Raw genomic sequence first — 20,456 nt, forward strand, 5'->3', positions numbered from 1 at the left:
TGAACTTTTAATCGCACCTATTTGGTATTGAAAGATGGCTAATGCGCGAACCAGCGACACAGCGCACCTGCCTTTTAATCGCACCTATTTGGTATTGAAAGCCTTCGTGCCAATTCACGTTCTTTTCACCACTTCGCAACTTTTAATCGCACCTATTTGGTATTGAAAGACGTGAATTCTGGCTGAACGATAATAGGCGCTACGGCTTTTAATCGCACCTATTTGGTATTGAAAGCCTTCGTGCCAATTCACGTTCTTTTCACCACTTCGCAACTTTTAATCGCACCTATTTGGTATTGAAAGACGTGAATTCTGGCTGAACGATAATAGGCGCTACGGCTTTTAATCGCACCTATTTGGTATTGAAAGCTTTTCAAAATCCGCCAAAATGTCTACAAGTTTATAGACTTTTAATCGCACCTATTTGGTATTGAAAGGATGGGCTTCCAGTCGCGGCCGTAAAGGACGGTGCCCTTTTAATCGCACCTATTTGGTATTGAAAGCCACGGGCGGAAAATCGGCGAAGAAATCGAATACGACTTTTAATCGCACCTATTTGGTATTGAAAGTGCGCCCAGGCTGCGCACGCGTCTCTGTGTGCCTTCCTTTTAATCGCACCTATTTGGTATTGAAAGGAGGGCGTCTCATCGCTTAATCGTAATATTGCGATGAACTTTTAATCGCACCTATTTGGTATTGAAAGGATTGCGTGCGGCGGCAGACTTAAAACCGGAAAACGACTTTTAATCGCACCTATTTGGTATTGAAAGAGACAAAGCGCATGGTGGTAGGCGCTTTGAGCTCGGGGCTTTTAATCGCACCTATTTGGTATTGAAACAGGCTGCTGCCTCGAAGATTGCCTCGATGTGTTTTTCTTTTAATCGCACCTATTTGGTATTGAAACGGGGATGTTCCGGCTTATGGTCGCGTAAGTGGCGATCTTTTAATCGCACCTATTTGGTATTGAAAGGCGTGACGGACGATGTGAAGCGCTTGAGGAACACGAGTTTTTTGGTATTGAAACGAGCTCATGCATGAAGGGCGATAGTCCGTTGCACAGGGTTTAATCGCACTTATTTGGTGCCGAAATTTGTAGAACCTTAACAGGGAGGTGCACGCTGTAACAGTTCTCGTAAAAACGACTAAAACTCAGGCCGTACAGCCCATACACTGTAACTGCTTCTGCCACCGCCTGCTGCGAAGCCTCCTCCAGACAATTACCGCTCCCTGAAAATCCAGCAGTACGTCCGGACAAGAAATCAAACGGACTCTCAAACAGGTGGGCCAGCAGTTGCTCGGCTGGTCCCAAGAGATCAACCCCACTATACTTCCCTGACCACTTCGCATTCTTGCAGTGTAATGCAACGAATCAACCCGCCTGATATCTTTAATAATGAGGCCAGCAGTACTAAGGCTAACGGGCGACCACAATCCAGATCAAACCGACTGCTTTAAAATGAAGCCGGCTAAAGACCAGTGTGTTCTGCGCGTCTCTGGACCGGTTATCCTCCAGTAATTTTGTTGAAACATGTATGCTACCCGGGGGTTTTTGCCTGTAAACAGGGGTAAAGCAACGTACTAATTCAGGGCTATGAAGCGCTTCTGGGGATGGATGCTGGCCGCTGCCCTCCTGATAGCCGGGTGCGACTTTCTGGGACTGGGCTCTAAAACCATTGAGGTAGATGGCCAGGTGCTGGAGCTCCGCTCAGGGGAGCCAATCCCGGATATCGCGGTGGGCATCTATGGCCGCAATGGGTGCGTAAGGCTGGGCGATCCGACCTGTAGCACGCGATTGGAGCTCACGTTTACCGACCAGGAAGGGCGCTTCAAACTCCGACATGAACCTACCGGTGAATTCACGTTTCTGTTTGTCTTTGTCAATCCCGATGATATGCGCAATTTCGAGTATAGCCAGGAAGTAGAGCTCTTAGAAGAAGGGAAGCGGATTCGGCGCACGTATCTGCTGGCCAAACGAGATACCAGCAGCACAGGCGGACAGGAATAGTCCAGAAAACAAATAGCCCGGGCAGATTAAAAAAGGGAAAATCTGCATAAGTCGGAAGGTTAGCTCATCAACCATCTTGATCAGCCGCTCCGCTCTCAGGCCCTAGCCGGAGGCCTGAGGCAGGGGAGGAGCCGTCGGGGACCAGCTCTCGTAGTCGGAATAACCGGCAAAAAAGCGCAGAGCAATAGCAGCAGGATGACGGACAGGTACCTCGCCGGTCGGTATTCAACAGCAAAGCGGCACTTTTGAGCATGCAGTAGAGACGTCGAGGGAGGGCGTAATCAGCGGAAGCGTAACGGTGGTCGGGTAAGCAACAGACCACCTTTGCCAAAGAAGGAAAGTCCCGGGAATGAGTCTATGGTGCGGTGGCAAGGTCTGCACGCGGTCAAATTTACGTCAATCCCCAGAAAGTCTGACTTCGGCGCGGAAGGGGAAACCTCTGAGAGGCTGAAGAAATAACCCGACTGCCCGCCGCGGAACGTTTCGTACCTGACCTTTCTCCGAGGGAAAGGATGCTCGGCCAGACACTTCAAGAAATAAGATTAAAGCTGATCTCCCGCGCCACCTGCTGACCGCTCTGCTGGTCCGTAACCGTTACGCGCACCCGAATATGCCCGCGCTCTGGTATCTGTTGTAGATCAACTTCAATGTATTCCTGCGCCGTCCGACTCTGGCCAGTGTATTCCGTACGGGCGGCCACTACCGTTTCGTCACGCCCGCCTTTTTCGCGGATGACGGCATACTCCACCGTGTAATGGGTACGGTCGTCCGGGCCAAATTGCAGATGATAGACTTCAAACCGAAGGCCCAGTTTAGTCTCAGAGGTTATGGCCAGGAAAGGATAGCGAACGAGGCTGTCCGGGTTTTCCGGAAAAACGCCTCGCAGCACGGGCACCAGATCACTCATCTCGAGCTGGGCCGGGTCGGCACTCAGCGCCTGCAGGGTGTCTATCCGGAAAGTGCCCATCTTGAAGCGCGGCCCTAACTGGTACTGGCCATCGCCCAGCGGCTCGGTGGCGTACACGTCCCACTGTAGGGCCACGTGGAAGATGGGAGCAGCTCCCTGCAGAGTAACCGTCTGGATGGAGAGGGTGGGATCGGTAGAAGAAAGGGTATAGCGTTGCCGCTGAAAGTCGCCCAGCTGATAATCAGCCGTGCGCGTCATGGCATACAGGTCGATCAGATAATGCCCACTGTCCGCATAGCCCTGCTCCCGCAAGATGCGACGCCCCTGACTGCCCGGCGATACCGCCACGGGATTATGCCCCCAGAAAACTTCGATCCGCGTTTTGCCAGTGGTCTGGTCCAGAAAACGAGCCACGCGGGCTTCTACGGGCATGTTCTCCACGTTGTCATAGGCAGCTGCCGAGAAAACAGCCGGGGCGATCCGGTCACGCTGAGCCGCTGAAATCTGCTCCTGCCGCTTGAAATGCATGCGGCGCATCATGACAAAGTTATCCGGATTGGCCCGGCCCGTAATGCCCGTGATCATGTTATCTACTTCAATGCTCTGCTTGACAAAGTCGGGATGCAGCAGGGCCAGTTGTCCGTAAATGATCTGCCAGGTCTCCAGCAGGGCTGCCCAGCGATACTGGAAATAGGAGGAGTGGAGCAGGCTCTGGGGAACCAGGTCCGACGGCAGGCCAATCTGGTAGTAGCCGTCTTTCTCTACAAACAGGTAGTAAAGGAGCGGGTCGATGTGGCGGTACGACCAGAACTCATTGGGATTTAGATCCAGGCCGCTGCGATAGGGGGACATGGTGCTCTTATTAATCCCCCGGTCCTGCATGTGAATCTTCGAAGTGAACTTCGGCGGGCCAAGCCGCACGTACACAATGCCACGGTCGTCCAGACGCGAACGCCGACGATTGGTGGCATAGTGCTTTTCAGCATAAATAACACGCTGGAGATGCTCAATCAGGCGTTCGTTCTGGGGCGTTGAGATAACGGGATCCTGAGCCTGCCACCAGACCACCAGCTTTTCGCCCATGCCCGAGACGGCCGGCTTACGTCGGTCGGGACGGACCTGGTCGCGCAACGAAGGGGGTAAGAGAAATTCCATCTGGGCAACATGGCGGTCGACTACTTTGCGCGCTTCTGCATTCAGCGTAGGTGTGTCAAGGCTTCGCAGCAGTTCCAGGTAGGCCCATGAAGCCCGCAAGTACTGGGTCTCATAATCTTCTTCAAAGACGGTATGAATGTACGCGTCGGCCGCCAGCGGATCAAAGCGATTGCTACGATGCAGAGCACTCAGTCCCTGACTCCATACTGCAAGCGCTTCATCTTCGCGATCGGCTTTCTTGAGGGCAAGGCCCAGCCAATATGCCACAGAGTAGCCCTGATCATCTACATAGGCCGGATCCTGGCGAAAGACGCGGTACAGAAGCGGAACAGCTTGTTGGTATCGTCCCTTTCGCGCCAGCGAAGTGCCCTGCACGTAAAGCGCCTCCAGTGAATCCGTCTGCGCCTGGGTCGGGGAGGGTAGCATCAGCAACCCGATCAGTACCAGCGACCAGCCCATTGCCCGTTCGTTTCTTCCAGGTTAGGGATTTTTGAAGTTGAACCGAAGGATCGAATGTTGGGTCCCGATGCCAGATAAGAAAAGGGGGGCCCGAGGCCCCCCTTTTCTATAAAAGATGATGGTGTGATTACTGCGTGTCGACCATCGACAGGAATTCCTGCACCGAGACCGGGCGCCCGAACGTGTTCAAGTGTTCACGCAGGGCGTTCACCCATTCGGTCAGGAGCTCGCGGTCGTTGTTCCAGTCGGGCGCCTTCTTCATTTCGCCAGCCGCGCCACCGAAGGTGTAAATCGGCTGCTGCAGCACTTCCAACTCAGCACCGGGCACCGGGAAGTGGCGCAGCGTTCCCGGCTTGTGCTGGAAGATGCCCGGCTTGGACGGATCGTTGTCGTAGTGCGCCGGTCCCGGATAGTCGAAACGGCGCCGGTCGCAGAAGCCGATGCCTGCGGCCGTCCAGCCGATTTCGATGCGGCGCTCATACATGAGCGCTTCCAGCAGCTCCTGATCCGACTCGCTGCCCGTCAGCGCGGGAAGCCCACCGTTGTTCACACGGGTCTTGTTGATCAACTGCGCCGCACGGGCCTTGTCGCCACCTGTCCGGATCAGGGCTTCGGCGATCATCAGGTCATTTTCCGTCTCGGTGGCGTAGCGCATGGGCCCGAGGAAGTCCAGGTGGCCTTCCCGAATGTGGCGCCAGCGGCTGAAGTGGTAAGTACCACGGTTAGCGCGGAAGGGCGAGCCGGATTCATAGACGAAGTACGCCGTGGCGCCTCCTTTGCTGGGAATACGCGCGTCGGCAGGAGATACCTCATCCAGCCGAGCCTCAAAGGGCGCCGGCGTCCGATCCTGCAACGGCGTAGCCAGCCACTGCTGGAGGGCAGGCAGCAGGTTGGGGTCCATGCCCAGCAGCTCGAGGTCTGCCTGCGACCAGCCCGGACGCTGCATGTACGCCTTGATCAGGTCCCACCACTGGTCCTGGTCACCCTGGGGCGCGAAGTCCCAGCCCGAGATGCCCTGCTCGGCATGAGCCAGCACGGCATTCCAGTCGGTCTGGGCATTCTCCTGCGGCGTGCGGGCCGACAGCATCATGGTCCGGGCCACCATCGTGTGGGCCAACTGGGCGACCTTTTCCCCGTCCAGATCAAGGCCATTGAAATAGTTGTCCGGGAAGGGGACGGCCATGTTCTGGGCAAGCTGTGCCGCCTCTAGAAGCGCAGCAATCGCTGCCGCCGCGACATCTTTATAATTGGAGTTTGCAGGAAACTCCAGGGTCGCCACATCCGTGTTTTCGTCCACGATGAAGGCCCGGTCGTAGAACAGCGACAGCGAGCTCAAGCAGAGGCCCTGCAGCAGCTTGGCCGCCGTCCGCACCATCTGTGTTTCTTCCGGGCTGTTGATAATTAGCCCCTCGTCCAGCCGCCGCAGCACGTCGTTGGCGATGGAAAGGGCTGAATACAACCGCTGCCAGGGCCTCAGGTGCGTGGAGGCATACCGATAGGTGGAGTTATTGTTGAGCGCTACCCGGGGCTCCGAGGACAGGTCCTTCATGGAGAAGTTACCCCAGGAGGAAGTCGTCTGGTCAGCCATCGTAATCAGGGCCGGTCCCATGCCCGGGTAGCCCTGGTTGGCCTGCCACCACGTCAGGAAGCCACCGGCCAGGATGTTTTTGACGTCCTCCGGGGTGGCCAGCACGCGCTCAGCGTCTGGCTCGTTCAGGTTCTGCACGCTCAGATCCGCACAGCCCCAGAGGAAGGCGGTGAGCACCGGCACCGCCAGAATCCAGCGCAATCTCTGCTTAATCATATCGCTTCAACCGTTTTGATTCTCAAGGTTGTTTGCCTGGAAGGTGAACAGGGTACCGGGCAGGCCGCCCGGTACCCTGGCTTCCATCAGAATACCAACTGGACGGTGAACGTGAAGGAGCGGAACAGCGGATAGCCGTAGCTGTCACCACCGAACACGGTCGGGTCAGCCGTACCGTTTACATCGACATTACGGGCCGATTCCGGATCGTATCCCTTGTAGCCCGTAAAGGTCAGCAGGTTACGGCCGGTTACGCCCACCCGGAGCTGCTGCAGCGACGGCATAAAGGCCGCCAGCGCCCGCCGGCCCAGCGTGTAGGTGAGCGACACTTCCCGCAGTTTCACAAAGCCACCGTCCTCGACGAAGTAGTTGTTCGTGGCGTTGACGTTGTAGAGCGTAGCGTAGTAGCCCCACGGCTTCTTGACCTTCTTGCCCCGCTGATCCACATCGCCCCCGCGGAGCTCACGCAGCACCCACTGCCGCGTATTGTTGTAGACGTCGCCACCCTTCTGCCACTGCACCAGCGCATACAGGTTGAAGTTCTTGTAGCGCAGGTTGGTGGCGAAGCCCATGTTGAAGTCGGGGTTGGAGTCCCCGATCTTGCGCAGGACCGGGTTCCCGGAGGCCGGATCCAGCACCTTGATGGGCTTTTCGTCCGGCGTGCCGTAGGCGCTCTTCAGCACCACAAACCCATCTTCGTTGACCATGAAGTCGTCCAGCGACATGCCCGCATAGGGTGTGGCCGCACCTGGATCGAGCATGGGAGCGATGTCGTCCAGGCTGCGGGCAAAGTACTCGCCGTAGATAATGCCGAAGGTTTCGTTCGGTGCGATGTAGTAGAACCCGGTGCGGTAGGGGGGTACGAACAGCTCGGTGATCTTCTGGCGCGTGCGGTCGAAGGTGATGTCCAGCGTCCAGCTGAAGTCGTCCCGCTGGGCCAGGATCGTGTTAAGCTGCATCTCGAAGGTGTTGCCTTCGAGCGTACCGGCATTGCGCCACTGGAAGCGATAGCCGGTAGCAGCCGGCAGCGGGACCAGCAGGATCTGGTCTTCGGTCTTGTTCAGCGCATAGCTGGCCTGGAAGGAGTACCGATCCAGGAAGTCGATGTTGACGCCGTATTCGATGGCCGTCGACTTAGCCGGCCGGAGGAGCCGGTTCCCCAGCGTGTTCTTCACCGGGTTGCCCGAGACGATCGAGAAGGTCTCGTACTGAGCCGAGAATCCCGGCCGCAATCCGGCTGTACCGATCGAAGCCCGCAGGCGGAATTCGTTGATGCCCGGCACGTTGAAGAACGGCTCTTCGCCCAGGCGCCAGGCCACCGAGGCGCGGTAGTAGGTGGCCCAGCGGGCATCCGGCCCGAAGAGCGAGGACCCGTCGCGCCGGATCATCACGTCCCCGATGTAGCGATCCTTGAAGTCGAAGGTCAGGATCGCGAAGTAGTTTTCCGAGCGGATGTCGGCAATGTAGGAGTCGATCGTCTTGTCACCGACCGTCGCGCCCAGGTCTTCCACGCCGCTGACGGCAAACTCACGGCCCGTGACGCTGAACTGCTCGGTGCGTTCATCCTCGTACAGGTAGCTCAATTTGAGTTTTGTATTCAGGTCGCCGAAGCTGTACGAGAGCAGGGCCGTGAGGCTGGTGTTGATGGCGCGATTGTCCTGGTTGAAACGATACAACCGCCCTTTGAAGTCCGCCGGGTTGTCGCTCAGGTAGCCCCGCGGGAAGAGGTCTTTCCAGTAAGTCTGCTGCCGGTCCAGGCCGACAAGCCCTTCCAGCATGAGCCAGCGGAACGGCCGCCAGTTCGTCTTGAAGCTGGCCAACTGGCGCACGACCCGGCGCTTCCGGTCGCGGTTAGCCAGCTCATAGAGCGGGTTCAGCTCCAGCGACAGGCCATAGACCCAGGCTGCATCCCAGTTGTATTTCGAGCCGTCCTCTTCATTGGGCGCTTCCAGGTTCACGTTCGGCGGCATGAACAGCAGCCCGTAGAAGGGCGAACCCGGGCCTTCCACCACGTCGTCCCGCTCCGACTGGCCGTACATCATGCTCGCCGAGAAGTCCAGGTTGTTCAGCACCCGGTGGTCCAGGTTGATGCGGAAGTTCTGACGCGTGTAGCCCGTTACTTCCCGCAGAATCCCTCCTTCGCGCGTGTTGCTGAAGGAGGCCATGAAGTTGGTCTTCTGCGTATTCTGGGCCACCGAGATGTAGTTGTTGAAGGTCGGATTCGAAGTGAAGAAGTCCCGCTGCGGGTCGCTAATGTTGCAGTAGAGCTCTTCCGTAATGGTACCATCGGGCTGCTTGACCGGCTGCTCAATGCACGGCCAGGGGTTGTCCGCAATCCCATCCGGATCCAGCACCGGGTTGTCGCCCGGCGACAGCGGATTGCCATCCTGATCGACGAAGCGCAGCTTTCCGTTGACTTCGGCCACCAGATAGGGGTGGCTTTCGGCCATGTCGATGAAACGATAGGGCGACGAGATCCCGAAGTCGTTCCGGATGGTCACCTGCGTGCGGCCCGCCGCTACGTTCGTGCCGCGCTTGGTGAAGATGCGGATAACCCCGTTAGCGGCGCGGGAACCCCAGATGGAGGCTGCGGCCGCATCTTTGATCACTTCAATCGACTCGATGTCGTCGGCATTCAGGTCGGCCAGCGAACCCTCCATAATGACGCCGTCCACAATGATAAGCGGCTCCTGATCGCCTCGAATGGCCGTCGCACTCCGCAGTCGAATCGATGGATCTCGCCCGGGCTCACCCGTAGGCCGCACTACAACCGCGGCGGCCACCTTGGCCTGCAGCGCCGTGCCCGGATCGGGGGCAATCACCTGCTGCAGCTTCTCGGTGTCGACGCGGTCAACGGTGAAAGACAGCTTCTTACGAGGCGTTTCGGCAGCCACACCGGTGACCACCACCTCTTCGAGGCGCAGCAGGTCGGGCTCCAGCGTGAAGTCGAAGGTATGGCGCCCTGGCGTCAGCTCAAACTGCTGCTCTGCCGGCTTGTACCCCACGAAGCGAGCTACCAGCGTGACGGTCTGCCCCCGCACCAGATCGGCCGGTACGGTAAACGAATAATTTCCATCGATATCGGTAGCGCTTCCGATTGTCAGCTCCGTAATTGAGACGTTAGCGCCAGGAAGTGGCTCGCCTCTTTCGTCGGTGACTCTGCCCTGAATGATGGCTTCCTGCGCCCAGACAACACCAGGCAGCAGAAATCCTGTCAGAGCAAGGGTCAGCAAACGTTGAAACCACCTTCTCATAGGTCTCCGCGGTTTGCATGAAGGTTATTTTTATAGAACAGAAAAATTTTAGGGATGCTGTAACGGTTTTGTCAAGCCTACGTAGAAAAAAGGATTGGTTTTTCAGGGGCGTGCGCACAAAAAAGAACGCCAATGGTCAAAGGAAGGGGCTGTGTGGTCATATCAAGGGATTGAACTGTTGCAACAACCAATTGTAACCGCTTAACGCGCATGCAACCTCAAAAGAACTAACGGTTTGTTCGTAGCGGATAACCAGCTCAAAAAAGGCCTTCCGGAACGAACAGCGCGTAAGCGCTCTGCCAGCGGGACATTGTGCGTGGGTTCTGCGCAGGCTACGGTTAATAAGGCAATCTCTTTTCAAAAATGGAGGTAGCTATATCATTCAGGTGTCGGACTGCTCTGAGCGTTCCAGCCACGATCGAAACGTCTGAAGCTGTTGCCGCAGGAGATCCGGTCGTCCGCGTCCCGGATAGCCGTCCACATGGTACGCTTTTAAGACCGTCTGGGGGTCCGGATGGGGGAGCTGGTCAAGAGCGGCTGCTGCCTGCCGGTAGGCTTCGCGAAAGGGGACCCCATCGGCTACGCGCCGCAGCGCCTCAGCAGTTGCCAGCAAAGACGGCGTGCAGGCCGCCTGCATCCGGTCGCGCCGAAAGCGCAGGCCGGGCAGGAGTTGCACCATGGCCATGAGCAGGTCATGGGCGCTTAGCATGCAGCGTATCGTCGCTTCTTTGGTAAGCTGCAGGTCGCGGTGGTAGCCCGAAGGAAGATTGGCCGGAAGCGTTAGCAGCACGTTCAGCTCGGCCAGCAACCGGTGATACCCTGCACGCACCAGCTCCAGCACATCCGGATTTTGCTTCTGGGGCATGATGCTGCTCCCGGTGCAGAATTCCGGGGGAAGCTCCACAAAGCCGAACTCTTGGGTGTTGAACAGCACCAGGTCCGATGCCATGCGGTTGAGCGTAGCGCTCACCTGCACGAGCGCGTGAACGGCATGGAGTTCCAGTTTGCCGCGCGAGAGCTGAACGGCCGTCACGTGAAGCTGCACCGTGCGAAAGCCCAGCCGCTGGGCTACTTCTTCACGGGGCAGAGACAGGAACGGGACGCCGTAACCGGCCGCACTGCCCAGCGGCGAGACGTTTACCTGCTCGAAGGCATGCTGCAGGGCCGCCAGATCGCTCAGCAGCAGTTCGGCATAGCCCAGGGCCCAGAGGCCTGCGGTCGAGGGCATGGCCTGCTGCAAATGGGTGTAGCCTGGCATCAGGGCGTCGTTGTACCGGGCGCCCAGCTCGCAGAGTTGTTCGATCAGGCGGGCTACCTGGCGGCCTGCTTTGCGCAGCCCATCCTTTAAAAACAGACGAAGGGCCGCCAGGACCTGATCGTTGCGCGAGCGGCCGGTATGGATCTTCTTGCCCACATCCCCCAGGCGCTTGGTCAGGAAGGTTTCAATAACCGTGTGGGCATCTTCGTCTTCCGGGCGCACGACGACCCGGCCCGCCTGCACTTCAGCTTGCAACGCATCCAGAGCTTCCGAAATGGCCTGGAATTCTTCGTCCGACAGAATTCCAGTTCGGACAAGCCCGGCAGCATGGGCACGGGTTCCCTCAATATCATAGGGCAGCAGCAGCGTATCCCAGCGGTAGTCTTCGCCTACGGTAAAGCGCTGCACCCATGCCGCAACGTCCTGGCCTTTATCCCAGAGCACCATAGCTACAAGGTTTGTAGGAGAGAAGTAAAAAATACAATCAAGTGCAGCCTCTTGCCGCTTTTCGCCTAAAAAGGAGAGGGTTTTTGCCGATTCTTACCGCGCAGATGTTTGCCTCACCTTCCAATCTGGCAGCTTATGGATATGTGGACCCGATTGAAGCAGACCTCCATTCAGACGAGGGTAATCCTGGCCTTACTGGTTCCTCAGCTACTGGCTGTGGTAGCGGCCCTTTTTGTCTGGAATGGTATACGAGCGCTGCACGAGATAGTCGCCAGGAATTTCCACGCCCAGAAGGTGCTGCACAGGGCCCAGGTGCTGGCCGTAGACCGGGCCATGATGGAGCGCAACATGCTGATGTACGTGCTCACCGGTGAGGAGGCGTTTCGACAGGCGTATCAGGAGCGATGGGAGGCGTTGCGACAGGCCTTAAACGAGCTGCAGCAGATGGTTCCAGATGATCCGGAGCAAGTTGCGCGGCTGCAACAGTTGGCCGCAGTGGTGCAGCAATGGGAGCAGACGGCAAGCAGCCTGCTGACGCGTCGCGCTGAAATGGCCGGTCGGTTGCGCATGGGCCGCCTGGCTGCCGAAGTGGCCGCGCATCAGGCCCAGCAACAGACCCTGCAGCGCCAGATGGACACCCTCCTGCAGGAATTTCTGGAGGCAGAGCAGGCGCGGAATGCGGCGCGGCTGGCCGATATGAAACGCCGGGAAATATGGCTATTTATTGAGGTGCTGATTGCGCTGCTGGCGGTATCCATGGGAATTGGGCTGGCCTTTCAGGTGATTCGACGGTCGGTAGTTCGCCCGATTCAGGAGCTGGAGGCAGTTGCGCATCGCATTACCGATGGAGACCTGGAGGCGACAGCTCCTGTGCATACGGATGATGAGCTTGGCAGGCTGGCTCAGGCGTTTAACCAGATGGTAATGAGCCTGCGCCGCTCGCTTGAAGCACTCCGTGAGGAAAAGGTCCGGGTCGAGCAGAAAGTGCGGGAGGCGGTGGCCGAGATTGAAGCGCAGCAGCATGATCTGGCCGAAAGCGTTGAGCGCATGCTGGCGCAGATGGAGCGCTTTGCTGCGGGGGATCTGACCGTGCAACTCAACGCTGAGCGCGACGATGAAATCGGGCGGCTGTATGAAGGCTTCAACCGCGCCGTGGCCAACATCCGGCAGATGCTGGTGCGCGTCACCGAGGCCATTGCAACGGTAGCAAGTTCGGCGGCGCAGATCAGCGCTTCTGTGGAGGAACTGGCGGCCTCGTCGCAAGAGCAGGCGGCGCAGGCTAATGAGGTTACCGGGGCGATTGAAGAAATGATGCGCACCATTGTTGACAGCGCACGTAATGCCAGCGAAACGGCTGAGTTTACGCGGACCAATGGGGAGCGGGCACGCCAGGGCGAACAGGTGGTGCGCGAAACGGTCGAAAAGATTCGTCAGATCGCCCGCGTGGTGGACGAGTCGGCTCAGACAGTGGAGCGCCTGGGAGCTTCCAGCGAACGCATTGGCGAAATTGTGCAGGTGATTAACGAAATTGCGGAGCAGACGAATCTGCTGGCGCTTAATGCAGCCATTGAGGCAGCGCGTGCTGGCGAGCATGGCCGTGGCTTCGCCGTGGTGGCCGACGAAGTGCGCAAGCTAGCCGAGCGTACGGCGCAGGCGACGACCGAAATTGCCCAGATGATCGAAGACATTCGTAGGGAGACGCGCGAGGCGGTAGCTGCTATCCAGCGCGGGCGACAGGAGATGGAGGAGGGCATCCAACTGGCAGATCAGACAGGGGAGGCGCTTACCCAGATCGTCGAAGGGGCGGCGTGCGTGCTGGAGCGTGTTTCCCAGATTGCGGCAGCGGGAGAAGAGCAGGCGGCCACCAGCGAGCAGATTAGCCGTAATGTCGAGCGGATTTCTATGTTGTCGCGCGAGTCGGCACAGGGCATTGAACAGATCGCGCGGGCGGCTGAAAGTCTGAGTCGCCTTACAGACGAGCTCAATCAGATGGTGCGGCGGTTTCGGTTAGAGCAAACAGGTAGTGTGCAAACCGATGAGGTGCCGGTGACTGTAGTTTAGAGGCGGGCGGAGTCTGCTGCGTCGTTGCTACCGAGCAGAGGGCGGCGTCGGTGAAAGCGATGGGGGCTTACGGTACCTTGTTTGAGGGATGCGCCGACATCCGGAAACCCATACTGATGGATGGAACAAGGGGTCATGCTGCAGAGGCCAGTGCGTAATAGTGGCGGATTATGCCCCGGTAGACCTCAACAGCACGCACGAGCTCTTCCAGCTCGATGTGCTCCCCGCCGGTATGGGAACGCTCGCTGGGTCCTGGGCCGAGCTTGACGGTGGGGATGTCGTGCAGAAAAATCCAGTCTGAAGCGGTGGGCGAGCCAAAAGGACGACTGCCCGGATGGGCGCGCAGGCAGGCCTGCACGATGCGGGCATCGACCGGCGTTGCCACGGGAATAAACCGGTCGCTGTGCACTTCAATTTCGGATTCTACCAGGCCGGCCAGGAGCTGCACGATTTCCGCGTGGGTATAGGCGGGCGTGGTGCGAATGTCGAGCGTGAAGGTGCAGTGTTCGGGCACCACATTGTGAGCGGTGCCCCCCTGAATTGTAGTAACGGTCAGGGTAGGAGCCCCCAGAAATGGATCGGCTCGTTCAAACCGGAGCTGGCTGAGACGTTCAATGTCGCGAGCAGCGCGCAGAATGGCATTGTCGCCCAGATGGGGACGGGCGGCGTGCGCGGTGCGGCCGCGAGCATGTAGCTTCAAAATCAGGAGTCCCTTTTGCGCCACGCAGGGTTGCAGCCGGGTCGGTTCGCCTACGATGGCGGCCTGAAGGGGGGGAAGGTGAGGGCGCAGAGCTTCCAGACCGTTGTATCCGCCGCCGGTTTCTTCACAGGCGGTCAGCGCAACAATGACCTGTCCGTTTGCAGGGCGCCAGCCCTCCCGCGCCAGCGAAAGCAAAGCCGTTGTCATGGCGGCACCGCTGGCCTTGGCATCGACCGTGCCCCGGCCGTAGAGCTTGCCGTCAACTTCGACCGGTTCAAAGGGATCGAAGGGATGATCGGCAGAGGGAGGCACTACGTCTAGGTGGGAATTCAGCAGCAGCCGATCTTCCCCGTCGCCGAGCCAGAAGTACACGTTGTTGTCCAGCCGACGGACCGGCAACCCTGCCTGGCGCACGTAGTGCTCAATGAAGTCGGCGATCTCGGCTTCCTGATGGCTCAGCGACGGAAAGCGGACGAGTGATTTGAGCAGCTCAACGACTTCGGTGGCGACCTTCTGCGTGATCGAACCTGACATGAGCCAATCCATTAAAAATGTGGTGCCGGAAAAATGAGCCGAGCTGCAGGTTTGTTTCCATAGAAATGTTGAAGTAATGACGTTGCAAGAAGTTTGCATTCGGCTTGAGGTACCGCCGGGGTATCGAGAAGGTGGGCGGCTGGATGCCTACCTGGCGCGTTTTCTGGCGCAGGCCTCGCGCACCAAGATTCAGCGAGGCATCCGGGAGGGGCGGGTAACGGTAAACGGCGTCGTGGTCCAGAAGCCTGCCTACACGGTGCAACCCGGTGATGTAATTACCCTGCGGATTCACAGGCCGCCGCCGGTGGAGATAGTGCCTGAGCCGATTCCGCTGGACATTGTTTATGAAGATCCTTACCTGATTGTGGTGAATAAGCAGGCGGGGCTGGTAGTGCATCCGGCGCGCGGAAACCGATCGGGCACGCTGGTCAACGCCCTGCTGCATCACATTGGCAGTGGGCCGGTGCGTTTTGACGAGGAGGAGGCGTTGCCCGAAGATGACGAGGTCGGCCTGTCGATGGTCAGCACAGGACCTACCGAGGCGCGCCTGGAAGCTCCGCGTCCTGGCATTGTGCATCGTCTGGACAAGGACACGACGGGACTTATGGTCGTGGCTAAAGACGACGTCACCCATACCGGGCTGGCTCGTCAGTTTGAGCGTCGGACAATTAGCCGCACCTACCTGGCGTTGCTCTGGGGCGTGCCTGATCCTCCGCAGGGGCGTATTGAGGCGCCAATCGGCCGCGACCCGCGCGACCGGCAGCGTATGGCGGTGGTGCCGGCTGAACGAGGAAAAGTCGCTATTACCCACTACGAAGTGGTCGAAGCCCTGCCGGCAGCCGCTCTGGTGCGTTTTCGGTTGGAGACAGGCCGCACCCATCAGATTCGGGTGCACGCCCGTCACCTTGGGCATCCGGTGCTGGGAGATCCTACCTATGGGGGACGTGCGATTCGGTACGGGCCGCGCACGCCTCGGCGCAGGGCGTTTTATGAGCGTCTATTTGCACGGTTGACGCGGCAAGCGCTGCATGCGCACACGCTGGGGTTTCGGCATCCACGTACCGGGGAGTGGCTGGCATTTGAAGCGCCGCTGCCCGACGACATGGCCTGGGCCCTGGAGCAGTTGCGGCAGGATCCCGTGTAAGCGTGCAAAGAACAAGGCGTCCACTGCTTCGTTCTACGCCGTTCAGAAAGACTGAGAGTAAATTGACCATGATTGGCTTTCGTAAGCACCGGCGCGCGGGAGAAAAAGCAACGCCAGCGCCGGCCGATCCGCGACCCGAGCCTGCGATGCAGACGTCAACGTCGCAGTTGCACCAACTCCTGGCTCCCGAGACAATTCGGGTAGGATTGCCCGGACATACCAAAGAGGAGGTGCTGAACCGCCTGATTGATCTGCTGCGGGGGCATCCGGCCGTGCGCGACCTGGAGGCTGTCCGGCAGGCGGTGCTGGCGCGTGAGCGCATGATGTCCACAGGCGTTGGCAAAGGGCTGGGGCTGCCTCATGCCAAGACGCCGGCCGTGTCAGCGACGGTAGCGGCATTTGCCATTACAGCCGAGCCGGTCGAGTTTGACGCGATCGACCAGCAGCCGGTGCGGCTGCTTTTTTTGCTGGTTGGTCCTGAGGCGGCCAAGTCGCAGCACATCAAGCTGCTCAGCCGCATTTCGCGCCTGATGAACCGTGACGGCTTTCGGGCGCGTTTGCTGAAGGCGCACACGCCTGAGGAGGTCCTGCAACTCTTCGAAGAAGGAGAGTCGCAACTGGTGGATCAATGAGCCTGGAACCGACCCTTCAAAACATTCGGGGAACGTTCGACATTTTGCCGTATGACGGGCGCGGGGAGGGAGTGCACGAAGCGCCCAGTCGCGCCTGGCAGCATGTCGAGCAGGTGATCCGGACGGTACTGGAACGTTTCAATTTTCGGGAGATCCGCACGCCGATTCTGGAACCCACCGAGCTGATAGCCCGCGGCGTCGGTCAGTTGACCGACATTGTTACCAAAGAGATGTTTGCCTTTCAGCGGGGGGATACGCATTACGTGTTGCGTCCGGAGGTAACTGCGCCGGTCATGCGGGCTTATTTGCAGCATCGGTTGGATCAGCAGGGGAGTGTGCAGAAGCTCTATTACATTGGGCCGTGCTTCCGGGCTGAAAACCCCCAGAAAGGCCGCTATCGCCAGTTTCACCAGTTTGGCGTTGAACTGATCGGAACGGGAACGCCGGAGGCCGACGCCGAAGTGATCGCGGCTATGATGGCTGTTTACGAGGCATTTGGCCTGCGCAATCTGCGGCTGCGGATCAACACGCTGGGCGATGCCGAAAGCCGTCCGCGTTACCGGGAAGCGCTGCTGGCGTATTTGCGGCCCCTGGCTGATCAACTTTCGCCTACCAGCCGGCAGCGCCTGGCGTCGAATCCCCTGCGCATTCTCGATACCAAAGATGAGCGGGAGCGTCGCCTGCTGGAAGGGGCGCCCCGGCTTATTGACTTCGTAAATGAAAAGGGCCGCGCGCACTACGAAGCCGTGAAGGTGCACCTGGAGGCCATGGGCATTGCCTATGAGGAAGATCCGTACTTGGTGCGCGGGCTTGACTACTACACGCACACGACGTTTGAGCTGGAGAGCCCGGATCTGGGGGCGCAGCGGGCTCTGGCAGGCGGCGGACGCTATGATCTGCTGGCGGTCGATCTGGGCCACGCGACTCCGGTGCCGGCCGTGGGGTTTGCCGCGGGTATGGAGCGGCTTTTTATTGCCTTGCAGGCCCAGGGGTATCGCTTTCCGGAGGAGCCTCCGCTGGATGCGTACCTGGTCTCGCTCGGGGAGGCAGCGCTGCACTGGGCCCTGGTGCAGGCCCAGGTCTTGCGCAAGGCCGGACTGCGCGTCGATCTGGATCTGAAAGGGCGTTCCATGAAAGCGCAGATGCGGGAAGCCAACCGCCAGCGCGCCCGCTATGCTGTGATTGTGGGCGAGCGCGAACTGGAGCAAGGGCGGGCTGTTGTGCGAGACATGCAGTCCGGGCAGCAGCAGGAAGTAACGTTGGCAGAACTGGCAGATTTCCTGCAAGGAGCCGTGCGTGCGGTTTAATCCAGACAAGGCGTCATGTATCCACGATTGAGCGATCTGTTCAAAGATCTGTTCGGGATCGAACTACCGTTCCCCATCTATTCCTTTGGGGCCATGGTGGCCATAGCCGTGCTAACGGCCACCTGGCTAACCGCCCGCGAGCTGGACCGGCGCTACCGATCGGGCCAATTGCCGGGCGTGCGCGTGCGGGAGCGGGATAAACGGGGCCGCGTCCGTACGCGTCAGGTTAGTCCGGCCTCCCTGGTTGGCACCATGACGCTGGTTGCGGTCGGCTTTGGGTTTGTAGGGGCCAAGATCTTCCACATTCTGGAGAATCTGGATGATTTTGCGCTGGACCCGGTCGGCATGCTCTTTTCCACGGGTGGCTTTACCTTTTATGGAGGCCTCATTTTCGGGGCGTTCGGCGTAGCCTGGTATGCCCGCAAGAAAGGTATTGCTATTCCCGTGCTGGCCGACGCGGCAGCGCCTGGATTGATGCTGGCCTATGGGATCGGGCGCATTGGCTGCCATTTAGCCGGCGACGGCGACTGGGGCATTGCTGCTGATCTGGCGGCCAAACCGGACTGGCTTCCCATGTGGCTCTGGGCCGAAAGTTACCCGAGAGCGATCATTGGGCCGCCTCCAGCGCCTGTGTATCCGACCTCCCTGTACGAGTTTGCGATGGCGGCCGTGCTTTTTGGCGTGCTCTGGGCGCTTCGGAAGCACCCGTTTCGGCCAGGGTGGCTGTTCTCGCTTTACCTGGTGCTGAACGGACTTGAGCGGTTTTTGATTGAGCAGATCCGCGTGAACAATCGGTTCGACTTCCTGGGGCTTTCCGTAACGCAGGCCGAGGTGATTGCCGTGCTGCTCATGGTAGGCGGTCTGGTTGGCCTGATCTGGCACTGGCGTCGAGCCGAGCCAGCGTCTGTGCCTGCCCCCGAAGCACAGGCTGGTTAACGTAGCAGCGCCAGCGGATCAAAGCGGCGCAGCCAGCCCGTCAGACTGTAGCGCGTGCGGCGCGCCGGTAGCACTTCGTGCGGGATCGTATCGCTCCGGAAGCCGACAAGCAAGCCGCCTTTGGGAAGCACATCGATGCCCTGGTCCGGAGCATAGGGATCGGGGTAGAGGCGAAGCTGACCGCCATCTTCGGGGTGCCAGTGAGGGTTCAGGTATAGCACCAACGTAATCAGGCGTAAATGGCGTCCCCGGTGTTGATCGAGATGGCGGCGGTAAAAGCTACCCGGGGGATAGATAGCCAGGTGCGCCTCCGCATCGCGCAGGCTGAGAAAGAGCGTTTCGTTCAGGCGCTGGCGCAGCGTGTCAATTACCTGCCAGTAGGCGGTCTGGGCCGGAGTTGGACGCTCCGGATCCAGCCAGTAGATGCGGTCGCCCCGAATGTCGTGCCGGATTGCCTGAGCCGTACCGTGTCCGATAGCGGCCGGGCGAAACGCTCCGGCACGGTCCAGCGCCTGCGCTTCCTGATGCAGCGCCTGGATCTGGTCGGGAGTAAAAGCTTCCGTGGTGGTAGCCCAGCCGCGCTGGGCGAGGGTTTCGATGAACGGCTCAATCCAGGAGGCCATCTGCATCGAGGCGCTTGCGCGTCTCGGGCTGCTCCATCGTCAGGGGCTCCGAAAGGTTCCCGCTTTTTACAGGCTGTTCTAAAACTTTAGCTGCCGCTTTTCGTGGAATCGCGGCAAAAGATGACCAGCATAGAAAACCATGACGCCCGCATTAAGTCTGTTGCTACTGGTTGTTGGCGGTCTGTTACTGTACGTAGGGGCAGAGGGACTGATTCGGGGAAGTGTGGCGTTAGCGCTGCGGTTGGGACTGACGCCGCTTGTGATTGGACTCACCGTAGTATCGTTTGGCACGAGCAGCCCGGAGCTCGGGGTCAGCCTGCGGGCCGCGTTGAAAGGGAGCCCCGATCTTGCCGTGGGCAATGTGGTGGGCTCCAACATTGCAAATCTGGCCTTGATTCTGGGTGTAGCGGCTGCCATTCGGCCTATTCGCATTCAGCTTCAGTTGGTGCGTTTTGACGTGCCAGTTGCGATCGGGTGCACGTTATTGATGCTCTGGATGTTGCACGATCATCGCATTGGTCGGGTAGAAGGGGCGGTGCTTTTCGGGCTGCTGATTCTGTATCTCTGGGTCAGTTTCTGGATTGCTCGCCGGACCAATCAGACGGTTTCGCTGGACGTTCCCGCGCGTCCCTCGCGTAGCGTCTGGTTAGATTTATTGTTTACCGGGGGAGGACTGGCGCTGCTGCTGACCGGGGCCGATTTGTTTGTCGAGGCGGCCGTTGCGCTGGCGCGGGCGCTTCAGGTGAGCGAGGCCGTGATCGGACTGAGCGTAGTGGCGGTAGGAACGAGCCTGCCGGAGCTGGCGACTACGATTGTGGCCTCGATTCGCAAAGAAGCCGACCTGGCGGTGGGCAATGTGGTGGGCTCCAACATTTTCAATATTCTGGCCATTCTGGGGCTGACGGCCCTGGTGCACCCCATTCAGAGCAGTGGGCTGCGCAATCTGGATCTGGCGGTTATGACAGGGGTAACGCTGCTCATTCTGCCGCTTTTCTGGAGTCGATTTCGCATGATGCGCTGGGAGGGCGGCTTGCTTTTGATTATCTACGCGGCTTATCTCTATACGCTGGCTCCGTGAGCGCCTGCGCGGCGGTTTGGCTGGAGGCAACGACAAGTTGGAGCAGGCAGCATCGGTAGAGGGGCCGGGGTGCGTTTGCGTTTTTGCTGTTTGTCATAGATATTTGTATCGACAGGATTTCACCTGTATCATGATGCATTATGGCCTGGCTG

At 59.0% G+C, this 20,456-nt stretch carries 13 protein-coding genes and 1 CRISPR repeat array; of the genes, 7 read left to right on the forward strand and 6 right to left on the reverse strand.

Translation table 11 applies throughout. The features are described from left to right. The first annotated feature begins 4 nt into the window (after positions 1 to 4). A CRISPR array of direct repeats spans positions 5 to 970; the repeat unit is 30 nt; unit sequence CTTTTAATCGCACCTATTTGGTATTGAAAG. Between the two features lie 621 nt (positions 971 to 1,591). Then, entirely contained in the window at positions 1,592 to 2,005 is a 414-nt protein-coding gene (locus BUA15_RS11065) for a peptidase associated/transthyretin-like domain-containing protein (protein ID WP_072716059.1), read from the forward strand. A gap of 529 nt (positions 2,006 to 2,534) precedes the next feature. On the opposite strand, the gene BUA15_RS11070 is transcribed toward BUA15_RS11065, so the two are convergent. From BUA15_RS11070 to argH, 4 genes are all read right to left on the reverse strand, one after another. Beyond that, positions 2,535 to 4,526 carry a GWxTD domain-containing protein gene (locus BUA15_RS11070; RefSeq protein WP_072716060.1) on the reverse strand — a complete coding sequence of 664 codons (1,992 nt, stop codon included), beginning with the start codon at positions 4,524 to 4,526 and terminating at the stop codon, positions 2,535 to 2,537. Positions 4,527 to 4,653: 127 nt separating this feature from the next. Beyond that, the gene (locus BUA15_RS11075) at positions 4,654 to 6,330 is read right to left on the reverse strand and encodes a RagB/SusD family nutrient uptake outer membrane protein (RefSeq protein WP_072716061.1); all 1,677 of its coding nucleotides are present in this window, start codon (positions 6,328 to 6,330) and stop codon (positions 4,654 to 4,656) included. Between the two features lie 86 nt (positions 6,331 to 6,416). Further along, entirely contained in the window at positions 6,417 to 9,584 is a 3,168-nt protein-coding gene (locus tag BUA15_RS11080) for a SusC/RagA family TonB-linked outer membrane protein (protein WP_084660585.1), read from the reverse strand. A gap of 382 nt (positions 9,585 to 9,966) precedes the next feature. Beyond that, positions 9,967 to 11,289, reverse strand: coding sequence for an argininosuccinate lyase (gene argH, locus BUA15_RS11085; protein ID WP_072716063.1), 1,323 nt, complete (start codon positions 11,287 to 11,289; stop codon positions 9,967 to 9,969). A 141-nt stretch (positions 11,290 to 11,430) separates the two neighbouring features. Between argH and BUA15_RS11090 the strand changes: the two genes are divergently transcribed. Further along, a complete protein-coding gene (locus BUA15_RS11090) occupies positions 11,431 to 13,350 on the forward strand; it encodes a HAMP domain-containing methyl-accepting chemotaxis protein (RefSeq protein WP_245772021.1) in 1,920 nt (639 codons plus the stop codon). Positions 13,351 to 13,483: 133 nt separating this feature from the next. On the opposite strand, the gene BUA15_RS11095 is transcribed toward BUA15_RS11090, so the two are convergent. Further along, entirely contained in the window at positions 13,484 to 14,584 is a 1,101-nt protein-coding gene (locus tag BUA15_RS11095) for a M20/M25/M40 family metallo-hydrolase (protein ID WP_072716065.1), read from the reverse strand. A gap of 76 nt (positions 14,585 to 14,660) precedes the next feature. On the opposite strand from BUA15_RS11095, the gene BUA15_RS11100 reads away from it, so the two are divergent. The 4 genes from BUA15_RS11100 (at position 14,661) to BUA15_RS11115 (ending at position 18,603) form a co-directional block, all read left to right on the forward strand. Further along, entirely contained in the window at positions 14,661 to 15,728 is a 1,068-nt protein-coding gene (locus tag BUA15_RS11100; protein ID WP_072716066.1) for an RluA family pseudouridine synthase, read from the forward strand. 68 nt (positions 15,729 to 15,796) lie between these two features. Next, a complete protein-coding gene (locus BUA15_RS11105; RefSeq protein ID WP_084660586.1) occupies positions 15,797 to 16,360 on the forward strand; it encodes a PTS sugar transporter subunit IIA in 564 nt (187 codons plus the stop codon). After that, entirely contained in the window at positions 16,357 to 17,667 is a 1,311-nt protein-coding gene (gene hisS / locus BUA15_RS11110; RefSeq protein WP_072716067.1) for a histidine--tRNA ligase, read from the forward strand. Before BUA15_RS11105 ends, hisS begins: the two co-directional genes overlap by 4 nt. 15 nt (positions 17,668 to 17,682) lie before the next feature. Continuing rightward, on the forward strand, positions 17,683 to 18,603 hold the full coding sequence (locus BUA15_RS11115; protein ID WP_072716068.1) for a prolipoprotein diacylglyceryl transferase: 921 nt from the start codon (positions 17,683 to 17,685) through the stop codon (positions 18,601 to 18,603). Here BUA15_RS11115 and BUA15_RS11120 read toward each other — a convergent pair. Continuing rightward, complete coding sequence (locus tag BUA15_RS11120; protein WP_072716069.1) at positions 18,600 to 19,232, reverse strand: 2OG-Fe(II) oxygenase; 633 nt, start codon at positions 19,230 to 19,232, stop codon at positions 18,600 to 18,602. The genes BUA15_RS11115 and BUA15_RS11120 overlap by 4 nt on opposite strands. Positions 19,233 to 19,365: 133 nt before the next feature. Here BUA15_RS11120 and BUA15_RS11125 point away from each other — a divergent pair, with 133 nt between their 5' ends. After that, positions 19,366 to 20,304, forward strand: coding sequence for a calcium/sodium antiporter (locus tag BUA15_RS11125; RefSeq protein ID WP_072716070.1), 939 nt, complete (start codon positions 19,366 to 19,368; stop codon positions 20,302 to 20,304). The last annotated feature ends 152 nt before the right edge of the window (positions 20,305 to 20,456 follow it).

The sequence above is a fragment of the Rhodothermus profundi genome, from assembly GCF_900142415.1.
In the GTDB taxonomy this organism is placed as follows: Bacteria; Bacteroidota; Rhodothermia; order Rhodothermales; family Rhodothermaceae; genus Rhodothermus; species Rhodothermus profundi.